The sequence below is a fragment of the Phaeodactylibacter sp. genome, assembly GCF_022763345.1.
Classification (GTDB): Bacteria; Bacteroidota; Bacteroidia; order Chitinophagales; family Saprospiraceae; genus Phaeodactylibacter.
Map to the genome: position 1 here is coordinate 105762 of NZ_JALEGS010000020.1, position 15553 is coordinate 121314.

Annotated in this window: 10 protein-coding genes; 8 read left to right on the top strand and 2 right to left on the bottom strand. The window is 53.3% G+C overall.

What is annotated here, in order from left to right; genetic code table 11:
- Positions 1-13 precede the first annotated feature (13 nt).
- The 8 genes from thiL (at position 14) to MRY86_RS05370 (ending at position 11648) form a co-directional block, all read left to right on the top strand.
- Complete coding sequence (gene thiL, locus MRY86_RS05335; RefSeq protein WP_293566600.1) at positions 14-1072, top strand: thiamine-phosphate kinase; 1059 nt, start codon at positions 14-16, stop codon at positions 1070-1072.
- A 12-nt stretch (positions 1073-1084) separates the two neighbouring features.
- A complete protein-coding gene (locus MRY86_RS05340; RefSeq protein ID WP_293566601.1) occupies positions 1085-2083 on the top strand; it encodes a M28 family peptidase in 999 nt (332 codons plus the stop codon).
- Positions 2084-2162: 79 nt separating this feature from the next.
- On the top strand, positions 2163-3317 hold the full coding sequence (locus tag MRY86_RS05345) for a serine hydrolase domain-containing protein (protein WP_293566602.1): 1155 nt from the start codon (positions 2163-2165) through the stop codon (positions 3315-3317).
- A gap of 77 nt (positions 3318-3394) precedes the next feature.
- A complete protein-coding gene (locus tag MRY86_RS05350) occupies positions 3395-3886 on the top strand; it encodes a sigma-70 family RNA polymerase sigma factor (protein WP_293566603.1) in 492 nt (163 codons plus the stop codon).
- 7 nt (positions 3887-3893) lie between these two features.
- Positions 3894-4556 carry a hypothetical protein gene (locus tag MRY86_RS05355; protein WP_293566604.1) on the top strand — a complete coding sequence of 221 codons (663 nt, stop codon included), beginning with the start codon at positions 3894-3896 and terminating at the stop codon, positions 4554-4556.
- Between the two features lie 141 nt (positions 4557-4697).
- Positions 4698-6722: an NADPH-dependent 2,4-dienoyl-CoA reductase gene (locus MRY86_RS05360; RefSeq protein ID WP_293566605.1), complete on the top strand. Its 2025-nt coding sequence runs from the start codon at positions 4698-4700 to the stop codon at positions 6720-6722.
- A 265-nt stretch (positions 6723-6987) separates the two neighbouring features.
- Complete coding sequence (locus MRY86_RS05365) at positions 6988-10107, top strand: zinc-dependent metalloprotease (RefSeq protein WP_293566606.1); 3120 nt, start codon at positions 6988-6990, stop codon at positions 10105-10107.
- Between the two features lie 11 nt (positions 10108-10118).
- The gene (locus MRY86_RS05370) at positions 10119-11648 is read left to right on the top strand and encodes a T9SS type A sorting domain-containing protein (protein WP_293566607.1); all 1530 of its coding nucleotides are present in this window, start codon (positions 10119-10121) and stop codon (positions 11646-11648) included.
- Between the two features lie 479 nt (positions 11649-12127).
- Here MRY86_RS05370 and MRY86_RS05375 read toward each other — a convergent pair whose 3' ends face one another.
- Both MRY86_RS05375 and MRY86_RS05380 read right to left on the bottom strand, forming a co-directional pair.
- Positions 12128-13933: an acyl-CoA dehydrogenase family protein gene (locus tag MRY86_RS05375; RefSeq protein WP_293566608.1), complete on the bottom strand. Its 1806-nt coding sequence runs from the start codon at positions 13931-13933 to the stop codon at positions 12128-12130.
- Between the two features lie 315 nt (positions 13934-14248).
- Positions 14249-15517 (bottom strand): UbiA family prenyltransferase, encoded by a 1269-nt coding sequence (locus MRY86_RS05380; RefSeq protein WP_293566609.1) that lies wholly within the window; start codon positions 15515-15517, stop codon positions 14249-14251.
- Positions 15518-15553: the final 36 nt, after the last annotated feature.

Below are 15553 nucleotides of genomic sequence, written 5' to 3' on the forward strand. Positions count from 1 at the left end.
GCAAGTTTTAACTATGGCCAACGAATCCAATCCGCCCAAACGCACCGATGTCAATGCACTCGGTGAGTTTGGGCTTATCGACCACCTCACGCAGCGCTTTCCGCTGCACCACAAATCTTCCGTTAAAGGCATAGGTGATGATGCCGCCGTGATCGACCATCAGGGCGCACTTACCGTTGTTTCCACCGATATGCTGGTGGAGGGGATACACTTCGACCTAATGTATACGCCCCTGAAGCACTTGGGGTACAAATCGGTGGTCGTCAATCTTTCTGACATTTACGCCATGAATGCCATCCCTCAGCAAATTACGGTTTCTGTGGCGCTGTCTAACCGCTACTCGGTTGAAGCGATGGAAGAACTGTACGAAGGGATACGTATGGCTTGCAGTGTGTATAATGTTGACCTTGTGGGCGGAGATACCACCTCCTCGCCCAAAGGGTTGGTCATTAGCGTCACTGCAATCGGAAAGGGGCATAAAGAGCGCCTGACCTACCGAAATACTGCAAAAGTAGGTGACCTGATTTGCATTACCGGTAACCTGGGGGCCGCCTACATGGGGCTTCAAATTCTGGAACGGGAGAAACAGATTTACCTATCTGACCCCGAGCTGCAGCCAACGCTGGAAGGGCACGACTATCTACTGGAGCGCCAGCTCAAACCGGAGGCCCGCAAGGACATGATAGAGGCTTTCGCCAAAGCGGACCTGGTGCCCACCGCTATGATCGATATTTCGGATGGGCTGGGCTCCGAACTCTTCCACATTGCGAAGCAATCGGGCGTAGGTGTGCTGCTTGAAGAAAGCGGCGTGCCCATTCACGAGGATGCACAGTTCCAGGCCATTGATTTCAATATGGACCCGATTACCGTTGCCCTGAGCGGGGGAGAGGACTATGAGCTGCTGTTTACAGTAGACCCAAAGGACCTCGATAAGGTGAAGTATATGGCGGATATTTACATCGCCGGAGAAATCGTGCCTGCCGAAGATGGGGTGAAGCTCAATTCCAAAGGGGGCAAACTTCACGACATCACCGCGCAAGGCTGGAAACACTTCGATCCGTCTAAGAATTAAGCAATTAATACCATGCAAAGAATAATCGTAGTCCTGGGGTTCAGCCTGTTGCTGTTGCTGAACAGTTGTGGCACCGATAGCAGTAGTGAAAGCATCCCGCCTCCTCCGCCGAAAGAAAAAGTCAGCGTACCGAAATTTGAGCGCGACTCCGCCCTTGCTTATGTCGCCCGGCAGGTCGAATTCGGTCCTCGTGTACCCAATACCGAAGGGCACCGTCAGACCAAAGCCTGGCTGGTCGAACAGCTGGAGCGCTTCGGCGCAAAGGTCATAGCGCAGGACTTTGAAGCCAAGGCCTACACCGGCGAGGTGCTGCAGTCCACGAATATCATCGCCCAGTTCAACCCCGGTGCCCAAAAGCGCATTCTCCTTGCCGCTCATTGGGATACCCGCCCCTTTGCTGATTCTCCAATCAGTGAAGAGCGCCGGGACGAGCCCATCCTGGGTGCAGACGATGGGGGCAGCGGCGTTGGCGTGCTACTGGAAGTCGCCCGTCAGCTACAGGCTAATCCTATCGAGATGGGCGTCGATATTGTGCTTTTTGATGCCGAAGACTTTGGCGAAAGCGGTGGCGAAACGCCAGACACTTACGCTTTAGGCTCGCAGTACTGGTCGCGCAACCCCCATGTCACCGGTGCACAGAAGCCGAAGTACGGTATCCTGTTGGATATGGTAGGGGCTAAGGGCGCACGCTTCCCCAAAGAGTATTTTTCCTTGCAGTATGCCCCGCAAGTTGTGAATAAAGTATGGGCGCTGGCGCAGAACATGGGTTATGGCAACTACTTTGTCAATCAGCAGGGGGGCGCCATTACCGATGACCATTACTACGTCAATACCATTGCACGCATCCCGATGATCGACATCATCAACCGGGCGCAGGGCACCCAAACCGGCTTTGGCGAGCACTGGCATACCCACAAAGATGACCTCGACATCATCGATAAGCGGACCCTCCGGGCAGTGGGGCAGGTGGTCCTCGCGGTGGTATACAGGGAAGCTAACGGCGAATTTTAAGATTAAGTCCGCTTTTTCATTCCCGGACGATTGCCGGAACAGGTTGCAGCACCTTTGTATCAAACAAAGATGATCGCTAATGAAAACGATCCTAACTGCAACCATGATGCTATCTTTCCTTTTTCCTCCGAAGCCGGGGCCTGCTCAACGGCTTAAAAAAGCAGAGCGCAAAATTGAAAAGCTGTTTCAGCGCGAGCTGGATAAGGCTAAGGTTCACAACGCCTTCCTCTCCATCTATGCGCCGGGCCGCGGCATGCAGTGGACTTTCACCGGGGGGCAATTTGAAGACGGCAGCCTGGTCAGCCCTGCCAATCCCTTTCATTCCGCAAGTATTGGTAAAACCTTTACCGCCACACTAGTCATGCTGCTGGTGGAAGAAGGGAAGCTGGAGCTCGATGCGCCACTAAGCAACTACCTTCCGGAAGAGGCCTACGCCGGTCTCCATGTGTGGAATGGGGTGGATATGACCGGGCAAATCACCATCGCTCAGTTGCTGCAGCATACCTCCGGGCTGCCCGATTGGTTTGAGGACCGACCGGAGCAGGGCATGGCTTTTCTGGAGCGCATGCTAGCCGAGCCTAACCAATTTTGGACTCCTCAGGCCATTTTGGACTATACCCGCCAAAACCTGAAGCCCCACTTTCCACCGGGGCAGGGTTATTACTACACCGATACGGAATATTTTCTGCTCGGGCTTATCATAGAACGGCTGTACCGGCAGCCCCTGCACGAGGTGCTGGAAGCCCAAATCCTGGAACCACTGCAGCTCACCCATACGAGTATGTATTTCCGTTCGGACCCTTTGGATCCCTACACCGGGCGAATGGCAGAACTTTATGCAGGTGATGTGGAGATCAGCACCTTTAGAAGCCTAAGTGCCGACTGGGCTGGCGGTGGGCTGCTCACCACCACGGATGACCTCCTGCAGTTTATGGAAGCCCTGAATACGGGCAAGCTCATCAATCGCAGTACTTACGAAGCCATGCAACAGTGGGTGCCGGAAAGCCGTGGTATGGAGTACGGTTATGGCCTCCGTAAATTTCGCCTGCGGGGGCTTTTTCCCCTGCTGCCCGACCTGACCCTCGTTGGGCATTCCGGCTCTACCGGCTCCTACATGTACTACTGCCCGGAACTGGAAGTCTACCTGACCGGTACTTTCAATCAAACCGGTCATATGAAGGAGCACGTGGTCTTCATGGTCAAAGTCCTGAGCGTGCTAAAGAAGCAATTTTAGAAAAAAGCTGAGCTGCTGTGATTTTTGCCCCGCCCACATCGAATAATAAGATGTAAACCAATTCAACCACACGCATCGTGCCAAACAAAGCTAAACATCCGGCTCCCGATTTTGAAACTGTACTGCAGCAGCACCGTGGCATTATCTTCAAGGTGGCTCGCCTGTACACCCGCAATGAGGCTGACTTTGAGGACCTGGTGCAGGACATCTTCGTACAGATTTGGCAGTCGCTGGGCAACTACAAGCCGGCCTATGCTTTGTCCACCTGGCTTTACCGCATCGCCCTGAATGTCAGCATCGACCGGCTGCGCAGGGAAGAGCGGCGCCAACGGCATCAGGAGGTTTTTGAAGCACTACCCCATACCAGGCAGCCCGGGCAGCCTTCAGGTCGGAGTGAGCAACTGCACCGCTGGGTGCAAGCTCTGCCGCCTCTGGAGCGCGCTTTGATGCTTCTCTACCTGGAAGATTACCCGCACGAGGAAATCGGAGAGATGCTGGGCATCAGCAAGAGCAACGTGGGCACGAAAATCAGCCGGCTAAAACAGCGGCTCAAAAAAGAACTAAAATAATACCATCATGGAAACGAAGGACTGGAAAGCCCTCTGGAAAAGCCATCAGGCACAATTGGACCAAAACACCCGGCTGAATCTGATGATCGCCCGGCAAATGCAGCAGCAAGCCGCCCGCCGCCCTTTGCGGGCGCTGTGGGCCGCCCGGATAGCCGAAACGTTGGTCTGGGCACTCCTGCTGGCCGGGCTGAGCAACTGCATAGCCACTTTTCAGGGGCATATTGCTTCGCAAATATCAGCAGTGGTGCTAAGCCTGTTTGCAGTGGTGGGTATAAGCGGCAGTGTAGGGCAGCTCATCCTGCTGAGTATGCTCCAATTTGACGGGCCGGTAGTGGAGGTGCAAATGGGGCTGGAACGCTTGCGCAAGCACCGCCTCGCCATTACTCAAATACTCATGGGCAGTGTGCCCTTCTACCTGGCACATGTGTTTTTCTGGTTCCAGCTGCTCTTCGGCATTGACCTTTTTGCCAATGGGGACCCGCAGTGGCTGCTGGCGCAAATGGTATTGAGTGCGGCTCTTCTGCCTTTTACCTTTTGGCTCATCCGGGAGATGGGTAAGCCAACGCCCCGTTTTGCCTGGATTACCGGGCTGCGGCGGAGTATTGCCGGCGAGCGGGTGGAGCAGGCGGTGCGGGGGTTGGAGGCACTCAAGGGTTTTAAGACCCAATAGGCGCGAATAACAAAGGGGGGAGTAATAGCGGGATCCTAAAATGGCGACAGTACCTTTTTTAGGTGTACCTCTAAAAAACGAATCTGGATCAGGGGAAAATAGCGAAAATTCGCTAACTTCATCACCCTAAAATGATCCACCATGCACCCAACTTACCCAAAGCTGCTTGCCCCCCTTGACCTGGGCTTCACCACCCTCAAAAACCGTGTGCTTATGGGCTCCATGCATACCGGGCTGGAGGAAGAGAAAAACGGATTCGAAAAAATGGGCGCCTACTTCGCTGAACGGGCCCGGGGTGGCGTCGGACTGATGGTCACCGGGGGCATTGCGCCTAACCGGGCAGGCTGGGTGAGCCCTTTTTCTGCCAAGCTCTCCAACCGCAGGGAGATGCGCAACCACCGGGTTGTAACCGATGCCGTGCACGAAGCGGATGGCAAAATCTGCCTGCAAATCCTGCACGCCGGGCGCTACGGTTACCACCCACTGGCGGTCGCGCCTTCCCGCCTCAAGTCGCCTATCTCACCTTTCAAGCCGTGGAAACTGAGTGGCGGTGGGGTGGAGCGCACCATTCGTGCTTTCGTACGCACGGCCCAACTGGCACAGGAAGCCGGGTACGATGGGGTGGAAGTCATGGGCTCAGAGGGCTACCTCATCAATCAGTTTATCGTTGCCAAAACCAATAAGCGGACCGACAAATGGGGCGGCCCTTACGAGAACCGTATCCGTTTCCCGATTGAAATCGTACGCCGTACCCGGGAAGCAGTGGGGCCCAATTTCATCATCATTTACCGCTTGTCTATGCTCGACTTGGTGCACGATGGCAGCAGCTGGGAAGAAGTGGAGCACCTCGCCCGGGAGATCGAAGCGGCCGGCGCGACCATCATCAATACGGGTATTGGCTGGCACGAGGCCCGGGTCCCGACGATTGCGACGATGGTGCCCCGCGGTGGATTCAGTTGGGTCACACAGCGCCTGATGGGCAAAGTGGGCATCCCGCTCATCACCACCAACCGCATCAATACGCCGGAAAAAGCGGAAGAAATCCTCGCGGCGGGCCATGCCGATATGGTGTCAATGGCGCGCCCCTTCCTCGCTGATGCCGACTTCGTGCAGAAAGCGGAAGAAAACCGGGCAGACGAGATCAATACCTGCATCGCCTGCAATCAGGCTTGCCTCGATCATGTGTTCAAACAAAAAACAGCCAGTTGCCTGGTCAACCCACGTGCCTGCCACGAGACGGAGCTTAACTACACGCCTGCGCAGACGAAGAAAAAGCTGGCAGTGGTAGGCGCGGGCCCGGCAGGACTGGCCTTTGCTACCGTAGCCGCACAGCGTGGGCATGAAGTCCACCTTTTTGAAGGCAGCCAGCAAATTGGCGGGCAGTTCAATATGGCGAAGCGTATCCCGGGCAAGGAAGAGTTCTACGAAACCCTGCGTTACTTTGAGCGTCAGATTGAAATACAGGACGTTCACCTCCACCTCAATACCCGTGTGGACGCCGATGACCTGACCAGTCAGGGCTTCGATGAAGTCGCTCTGGCTACCGGCGTTGCCCCCCGGCAGATTCAGCTGGAAGGCATCGATCACCCCAAGGTGCTGAGCTATGTGGATGTACTCCTGCATAATCAGGAAGTGGGGCAGCGCGTTGCGATCATCGGTGCCGGTGGCATTGGCTTTGATGTCTCTGAGTTTCTCATCCACCCACCATCGGATACTCCTCAGCCTGTGGAGGCTTTTATGGAGGAATGGGGGGTGGATACCGGCTATAAGAACCCCGGCGCACTGACCAAGCCAAAGTCAACACCGCCCGTCCGCCAAATCTACCTCATGCAGCGGTCCAAAGGCAAGCCCGGTGCCGGCCTCGGCAAGACCACCGGGTGGATTCACCGGCAGAGCCTGCGCAAAAAGGGCGTGGAGATGCTCAGCGAGGTGCAGTATGAGCGGGTGGATGATGCCGGGCTGCACATCCTGCATAAAGGCGAACCCCGCCTGCTGGACGTGGATCATGTGGTGGTCTGCGCCGGGCAGGAGCCTCTGCGTACCCTGCAACAACCACTGGAAGCAGCCGGGCTCAAAGTCCACCTCATCGGCGGCGCAGATGAAGCCCGGGAACTGGATGCCAAGCGGGCGATCAGTCAGGCGAGCTGGCTGGCGGCGGTGGTATGATAGTAGGCGCCTCACCGGGTGTACTACGCCAAGCCATTCCCGGGGCATTCACCCGGTGTGTTTTGGTCAAGTTGTGGTGCGCCGGGCAAAAGCCTAATAGAAAAAGGTTTACCGGACCAAGCCCAACTCTTTTCAGGTTTTGCCAGAAGATATACCTCTGATTGTGTGAATGTCCCTTTTCAGTTCGTGAGCGTGATCTGCCAGAATTGCGTTGTAAGGCGGGAGTCTGTATATTGGTCAGTGATAATCGTTTAAAAAATACCCCATGTTTATTACCTGTCGCTCTTCCATTTGGCTAATACTCCTACTTTACGCTCTTTCCGGGCCGGGTATGCTTTCTGCCCAGGAAATCTATACCATTCACGCGCTCTATGGAGATTACGATGAGGACCCCAAGAGCTATTATTTGCGCGTAAATTTCAACTTTGTGGACCGTCATGTCGACCCGGGAGAGGCACCCTGGTGGATAGCCGGCGGTTTTGATTGGGCGGAAGAAGCCGCACGCGGGCTGGATAATCTCAATCAGGCTTTCAACCCTCATGGCATTTACTTTCTGGCAGACACGCCAACACCGGATTGCAGCGCCCCTGCTACCTACCAACTATTCGCTGGCTTGCAAAATCCACAGGGTAAATCCCTGTTCAACCTTATTCGGGAGGACTATCAAACCTCCGAAGAAATATCCCGGGCATTGAATATTTATATAACGAGTGATCAGGGCGTGAGCAGTGGCTACAACTATACACTGCCGGGCAATTGGTTGACTATCAAAGGAACAGAAGATGGAAAACTGGCTACACGCTCCGCTACCTTAGTGCATGTGGTAGGCCATGCCCTAGGATTACTGGATACCTCTGCCGGGATATACCACGAGTACGGAGAGTGCGATGAGGAAGGCAACCCTGAACCTGTAGGGTACTGTCCATATGAGGAAGAATTGTGTTATTGCTGCGGTGATTATGTCTGCGATACCGACTATACCCTCAATAATAACATTATACTGGATTCCGTGGGTTGCTTCGGATCGTCTTCCCTCCCCCAAAGCGTGCGCCGAAACTACATGAGCAATGTTACACCAGGAAGTTGCCGAAACACCTTTACGGAGGAGCAGGGTAGAAGGGTGAAAAAATACCTGCGGGAGCTGCATCGCGCTCCGTATGGGCAAAGCCTGCTGCTGGACGTGCAGTTTCAGGAGGGAAAATATCCGGGCGTTATCCCTTCAGGTATTACCGGCAACTTTACCGTGGAATCTGGTGTGCTTGTGCTGGATTCGCCCCTGCAAATGCTGCCTGGCGCAACCATTACCGTGAAAACAGGTGCAGTGCTTCACATTAAAAGTACCCTGACGAGTGCCTGCGATAAGATGTGGCAGGGAATTAAGGTAGAGTCCGGCGGTATCGTCAAAGTTTTTGGGCAGGGCGTTATTGAACATGCCGTATGCGGGCTAGATGTGGTAGGCAATAGCTCGGAGGTGAGCATCTTCGGGGGGACACTTATGAATAATACTATAGGTTTGCGTGTAGATGCAAATGATGCGGTTGAGACGAACAACCAGGTCTTTTTCGCCAGTTTTGAGCTCGACGATCAGTATAAAGGTGCTTCAGATGAACGGCCCTACTTCATTGTCCTGCGTGGCAACCGGGGCACCCGGATCAGGTCTGCCACTTTCGCAGATGAGCGGACGGCTGACTGCTCTGACCCAAATGAGGACTGCCCATGGCGGGCCATCGGCATTGCTGCTGAAGAGGCGGGGTTCTTCTGCCGGGCAAACACTACCTTTTCTAAGCTATATACAGGAATCCAGGTGTCTAACCTGGGTATACAGCAGGGCAGCTTTAGGGTTAGTGATTGTACGTTTTCCAAAAATACCAAAGGGATTATCTCCAACTTTTGCAGTAGTTTCGAAATTCAGGACAATCTATTTGAGATGGATTCGGACGAACACCCCACCTATTTTAATGCTGAACTGCCCATTGATAAATCCTGCATCGAAATTTTTGGGGCAGCGCAGGGCTTTACCATCTCAGGAAATACCTTTGTCCGCCTGGGCGAATCAAGTGAAGATTGCAGCTACTACGGTACCATCTGTACTGCTACGGGGCATGGACTGGACAACGAAATCATCAATAATGACTACGTACAGCTTGAAGTGGGCAATGCTGCCCGGTTAAATAATGGCAACGAACACAACGGGCTGGTTTACCGCTGCAATAACCACCGGGCTGAGCCTTCTGGTATTAACCCTGATTTTGAAAACTGTGCAGACTATCTGATTGAACCAGGAGCGACGATTAGAAAGGAGCAGCATGGGGTGAATGAAGGCAATGCTGTTACTCCCGCCGGTAATGTTTTTTCATCGTCCACCCCCATCATCAATCAAAGTGGAGAAGAGAATCCCGATGACTTCTATGTCTTCAATTACTATTATGCCTTGGGAGTGCCTAATCAAGACCCCGGCAGCCCTAATGGGGTGACCGCCATCGGCCTTGATGCTACTCCAGGTTGTGAGGTGACGGGTTGTCCACCCCCCTGCCATGATCATCCATTGCCAGGGCTGAAAGTACTTTACAGGCAAGCGCAAAATAACGCTAAGGCTTTTAAGGCTTCTGCCCGAAGCAGCCCCAAACAACCAACGCTTAAGCGGTCACCATTTAGTTGGGAACAGCAGCGCAGGCGCACGGCCGGGCAAATTCTCCGGCACTATGCTTTAGATACGACATCCGTAGAGGCAGATAGTATCCGCCAGTGGCTTTACAACGCCAACACCTTCGGCAGCCTTTACCTGCTGGCCCGGGAGCAGTTTCTCTTTGGAGAGATGTCGGCTTTTCAGGTACTCTGGGAACGCATACCTCAATTGATTGACCTTACGCCTTATCAGGCGAGCACCTACAGCGATCTGTCTGCCTTGTTTAATATATTGAAGCCCTATTTAGCGGAAGGGGGCGACCTCCGTGAGCTGCCCAAGTCATTGATTGAGAGTTTATATAGTTTTACCGTCCAGTGCAACGAGGCTGGCTTTTTATCGGCTGCCCTGCTTCAGCGCAATGGGGTAGAAGCTACGGTGCCCTGCAACGGCCAAAGCCAGGCTTTGGCTCAAAAGGGCAGTCCGGAACAGCAAGCGCAAAATATACGCCGCAGCAAGAGCAGCCCACAGGCTTCTCTATTCCCGAACCCTACAACGGGCACTCTAGTGGTGGTACTTCCAAAGGGTGCCGATAAGGCCTCTATGGCTCTTTACAACCTACAGGGGCAGCCTGCCTTCCAGTCCGTGCTCACCGGGCAGCGCACTACCCTGCACCTGCCGGTGCCATCGGGCATCTACTGGGCCCGGCTGCAAATAACGGGGCTGCAGCCTGAGCACTATAAAATTATCGTATCACGCTAAAGAAAAATCCTATGAAATTATTAACCAAAGCACTTTTACTGCTGCTGCTGGTACAGGTACCTCTCAGTGCGCAGTTGTTCAATATTGCTGAAGATTTGGGGTATGTGAACAACCGGTTTGAAAGGGTGATTGTCCATAATGATACGATTGTTGCTGTTGGCTTAGCCAGCACGGACTCTCTGGAAAGAGGTGTTTTAATTGCCTTGTATGATTCCACAGGACAGCAGATAGCCAGCAGAATATTGACAGATATTGAAGGTGAAGGCTTATATATGCTCCATAATGCAGGTGGAGTGGTACCGGCAAATAATGGAGGATATATAATAATAACTTATTCTATTCGCTTCAACGCTATTTTTATTAAATTGGATGCATACCTCAACGAAGAATTTCGTTATGAATACACCGACATTGAGGAAGGTGCCAATCACAACTACTACGACCCTATCCCTTTTGGGGAGGGCTATTTACTTTACGGATATATAGACCGGGACAATGATTTGCCAGACCCCTTCGTGCGAATTGTGGACGAGCAGGGGCAGACACTCCGGCTCAACTTTTACGGGGAGTATGAGAGCAGGGACATCTACCAAGATGCTCAATTGATTGGCGATTCTATTTTGGTAGCTGGTGGGCAGCGAATAGTCAATGCAAGCTCAACCCAGGGCATTAATTTCTTCGACCGGATCCGGGTATCCGATGGCACCCTTTTAGATAGCTGGGAATCATCGGTCAATCCGGACATGGGCTGGCTGCGGCAGCTCTTTGTCCTGGAAGACGGCGATATCATCACCATCGGGCAGCAGCCCCTGGAGATAATCGATGAGAATACCTTTATTGTACAGCCAATGTTGACCCGACTGAACGGCAACTTTGAAACCGTATGGCAGCAGCCCATATGGAGATCGGGCTACCATATATGGAGAGATGGCCTATATGAAATCCAACAGGTATCCGATGGTTATTTTGTAGGGTCCGGGCATTTGAGTACCGAGATTGATGGTGACTTAACCCGGGCTGGTTGGCTGTTCAAGTTTACTGCTTTTGGGGACTCCCTTTGGTCGCGTTACTATCTGCCCCCCTTTGAAATTGAAGGCAACCCTCAAATTGGCGGCAGCTTTTTCAACTTTGGAGAACTCTCAAGTGGTCATCTGGTCAGTGGTGGGACGGCAAGCGGCGATGGCCCTCAGCGCCGCTGCTGGATCATCAAAACGGATGCCAATGGGTGTCAGGGGGAGGCGCCCTGTGAGGTGCTTACGGGTGTGGCAGAGGCGGAGCCGATGGAGGAGCCGGGCATGCGGGTGTTTCCCAACCCCGCCTCCCGCCACATCACCGTCGCCTGGCCGGGCGCAGCGCCTACAGGAACGGGGCACTTTACGCTCTACAATATGCAGGGGCAGTCGGTATGGTCGGTCACTAAACCATCTGCACCAGAAGTGCCACTACAGTTGCCGGATTTACCGCCGGGCGTGTATGCCCTGCGCGTGGAAGTGGAGGGGCAGGCTTGGGTGGAACGGGTGGTTATCCAGGATAAAGATTAACCGACTTCTCGGCCTAAGCCAGTTAGGGTGTACTTTAAGCCTGAGGCACCCCTGTGAGTACGCCCTAACTTTTGATCTGCAAGGAAAACTACGCCCGGCGAAAGAAGTGCGCCGGGCGATGCAAATTGGCGCGCCTAAGCCAGTTAGGGTGTACTTTAAGCCCGAGCTACCCCTGTGAGTACGCCCTAACTTTTGCCCCTCTTCAGTTAAGGTGTACTTTGCGAGCCCAAGTATGGGTGCGCCCTAACATAGGGTTAAAGGGTTCAGGTATAACCGGCTTCCCAGGTCTGTCAGTATGGTACGGGGCAGTCCATACGGACAGGTCCATACGAGGTCCATACGGATGTATATTGGCGTTTCCAAACTACGTCGGACGAAGAGTACGCCCGGCGCGGGCGCCTCACCGGGTGCACCCAAACAAAAACCCCGATCCAAAGGGACCGGGGCTTTCAACCTATCTAGCATTGTCTACAAAAATCTTAGAAGCAGTAGCCGTTCGCTTCAATCATGCGGTCGGCAATCATGCGGCGGGCTTTCTTGACGTTGGTCGGTGTGTACTTGGTGAAGCGCTTCAGGCCCATCAGCATGGTGCGCAGCAGGTCGCCTTCGGCAAAGGAAACCAGCGCATCCGTGCCGTTTTTGTGGATACGGGCGGTGGCATCGGTCATAAAGACTTTCAGCATGGCGTCGTATACTTCCTGTGGCTGCTCCTTGTTGTCCATCCCCGCTAATTTCTCCACCCGAATCAGCATAGATTCTGCGGTGAGGGTGTCGAGCAGCATATCGGAGACATTCATGATGATCTCCTGCTCTTCCTTGAGGTTGAGCTCGCCGTCCATTTGCATTTTGGCAGCAGCACCAGCGGTCATCAGTACGGCTTTTTTGAACTCCTTGATCGCTTTCTTCTCGGCGGCGTAGGCGCCCTCGGGCTGATCAAAGGAAGGCATAGACGCCAGTTCCTTCTGTACTTCCCAGGCTGGCCCGACGATATCGAGGTTGCCCTTCAGCGCGCGGCGGAACAGCATATCGATGGAAAGCATGCGGTTGATTTCGTTGGTGCCTTCGTAGATGCGGTTAATGCGGGCGTCGCGGTAGGCGCGGGCAGCGGTGCCTTCTTCAGAGTAGCCCATACCACCGTGTACCTGCACGGTCTCGTCGACTACATAGTCCAGTACTTCTGAGCCGAGCACTTTGAGCAGGGCGCACTCGATGGCGTATTCTTCGGCTGCTTCGAGCTTAGCTTCTGCAAAGGTTTTTCCTTCTGCCATCAGAGCCTTATTCTTTTCCTGCAGGAGATGAGATACGCGGTACATGGCGCTCTCCGCTGCGAAAATCTGAGTGGCCTGCTCGCCCAGCTTGTGCTTGATAGCGCCAAAGTTGGCAATCGGCTGCTTGAACTGAATGCGCTCGTTGGCATACTGCACGGCAGTTTCAGCGCTTTTCTTGGCACCGCCCACACAGAGTGCGCACAGCTTAAAGCGGCCAATATTCAGGGCATTAAAGGCAATGAGGTGGCCTTTGCCAATTTCGCCCAGTACATTTTCTTTAGGCACTTTCACGTTCTCAAAGAAGACCTGACGGGTGGAAGAGCCCTTGATGCCCAGCTTTTTCTCTTCTGCGCCCAGGGTTAGCCCCTCAGAATCGCGCTCCACGATGAAGCCGGTAAACTTATCGCCGTCAATCTGTGCGAAAACAATGAAAATGTCTGCAAAGCCAGCATTGGAAATCCACATCTTCTGGCCATTGATGACATAGTGGTTGCCATCCTCGCTCAGATCCGCCCGGGTTTTGGCGGCCAGGGCATCAGAACCGGAACTTGGCTCCGTCAGACAGTAAGCGGCTTTCAGTTCGCCATTGATTAGGCGCGGCAGGTAAGCGGCTTTCTGTGACTCATCGCCAAAGTAGAGAATGGGCAGCATGCCAATGCCAGTGTGAGCGGCATAAGAAACGGTGAACGCAGCGGCCGGGCCAAAAACATCACAAATCATGGTGTTGGTGTTGGTGTCCAGTTGCATACCACCATATTCCTCGGGCATGTGAGAACCCAGCAGGCCGAGTTCTGCCATTTTTTCCAACAGCTGTGGGGCCAGCCCTTCTTCCTGCGCCTCAATGCGGTCGATGTTTGGGAGGATTTCTGTATTCAAAAAGTCCCTTACCGTATCGCGGATCATGAGCTGTTCCTCATTCATTTCTTCCGGGATGAAGGTCGCCTCCGGGCCGGGCGTATCGCTGATCAGGAATTCGCCCCCCTTGAGTACATCGGTTTTGCTGAGCGTGTCTTGCATGGTAAAATCTTATTTTAGTAGCCTAATGCTTCGTTAAAGTTGCTGAGTTATGGAGCTTGAAAACCACTCCGGATTCGCCTATAGTTTGTTTAAAAAGGCTTGATTTGTAGCGCCTTGTAAATCATTCAGCGAATTTTCGCTACTAATTTAGGGGCTTATCGGCAGAAAGTAAAGGATAAGGGCTGAAATTTTGCGAATTTTCGCTAAATCGTGACTTTGGTCCGTGTTTTGGCGGTTTATAGAACGATTTTCCAATAAAAAAAGCCCCGGCGCACCACAGCACCGGGACTTTCAGATCAAACCAAAACGTATTTTTTATCCTATTATCAAGGCGAGTGTTGTCAGCAGACCGGTCAGTGCGCTGAGGGCTATCGTATTTTTGTTGGAAGTCACCAGCTCCCGGTCCTGATAGTGCTCCCGAACATGCCGGAAGATCAAAATGCCTGCAACCAGCGAAGCAACGCTCACGCCAATCAGCCAGGGATTGGTATCAGGCAGGAACCAGACAATTGCGAGATTAGACAGGAAAGCCATAATCAGTATCGACAGGTAGATATAGGTGCTCTTTTCCTTGCCGAAGGTAACGACGAGGTGGTTTTTGCCGGTTTTAGCATCTGACTCCGCATCCGGAAACTCATTGATGAGTAGGATATTGGCAGTCAGCAGGCCCACAGGCAGTCCAATCAGGAACGCCATTGGGGAAAGCTGTTGCGTTACCACATAAACAATACCCAGAGTGACCAGGGGGCCAAATGCCAATGCAATCCCCAGTTCTCCCAACCCTTTACGGGCGACCAGGCGCACCGGAGGCGCGGTATACAAATAGCCGATAGCCAGTCCCGCCAGCCCAATCAGTAACGTCACCCAACCGGTGACTGCTGTCAGGTAAAGACCGATGAGTGTCGCACCGGCAATCAGCGCCAGACCCAGGCGTTTAGTACCTTCGAGGGTAATTAGCCCGAGCTCTATAGCCCGGCTGCCGCCAGAAAATTGCAGGAAATAGTCGTTATTCGCCCCATCGGTGCCGTCTTTGACATCGAAGTAGTCGTTCATGACGTTGCTGCCGAGGTGGAGCAGGGCCACGCCAATCACTGCAAGGGAAAACAACCACCAGTTGAACGCACCGGGCGTACCCAGCTCGTAGTGATAAGCATACGCGCCTCCTATGAACGCTGGCATCAGCACTGCCGACAGAAAGGGCATACGTGTGATCGCCAGTGCTTTGATCAGCTTGGTGGAGAACTTAATAGTTGGGTTGACCTCCTCCTCAATCACTTCAGTCACCCCGCAATAACCGGTTTGCCCGTTGTCCTTACCATTGGCAAAAGTGGGCGTAACGCGGATTTTGGCATTGAATGGCGTGCCATCTTTACGCACAAATTTGGTTTTGGCGGTGTACTTGCCGTGCTTACTGGCTTCATCGAGCCAGACTGGCACATTTTGGAGCACTATCTCTCCCGGAGAAAAGACAGAAACCCGCTCTTTCCCGATGACCTCATCCGCAGGATACCCGAACATTTCTTCTGCGCCTTTATTAAAGGTCTCAATCCGACCCTCCATATCACAGGTGATGACACTTTTCATATTTTAAATTCGTTATTTTCAGTAATTTTTGAAAGT

What these genes read in the sequence shown, in the direction of transcription:
- MRY86_RS05360 (WP_293566605.1), top strand. Translation starts at nt 4,698, where the DNA reads ATGCACCCAACTTACCCAAAGCTGCTTGCCCCCCTTGACCTGGGCTTC.
- MRY86_RS05370 (WP_293566607.1), top strand. Translation starts at nt 10,119, where the DNA reads ATGAAATTATTAACCAAAGCACTTTTACTGCTGCTGCTGGTACAGGTA.
- MRY86_RS05375 (WP_293566608.1), bottom strand. Translation starts at nt 13,933, where the DNA reads ATGCAAGACACGCTCAGCAAAACCGATGTACTCAAGGGGGGCGAATTC.
- MRY86_RS05345 (WP_293566602.1), top strand. Translation starts at nt 2,163, where the DNA reads ATGAAAACGATCCTAACTGCAACCATGATGCTATCTTTCCTTTTTCCT.
- MRY86_RS05380 (WP_293566609.1), bottom strand. Translation starts at nt 15,517, where the DNA reads ATGAAAAGTGTCATCACCTGTGATATGGAGGGTCGGATTGAGACCTTT.
- MRY86_RS05365 (WP_293566606.1), top strand. Translation starts at nt 6,988, where the DNA reads ATGTTTATTACCTGTCGCTCTTCCATTTGGCTAATACTCCTACTTTAC.
- MRY86_RS05355 (WP_293566604.1), top strand. Translation starts at nt 3,894, where the DNA reads ATGGAAACGAAGGACTGGAAAGCCCTCTGGAAAAGCCATCAGGCACAA.
- thiL (WP_293566600.1), top strand. Translation starts at nt 14, where the DNA reads ATGGCCAACGAATCCAATCCGCCCAAACGCACCGATGTCAATGCACTC.
- MRY86_RS05340 (WP_293566601.1), top strand. Translation starts at nt 1,085, where the DNA reads ATGCAAAGAATAATCGTAGTCCTGGGGTTCAGCCTGTTGCTGTTGCTG.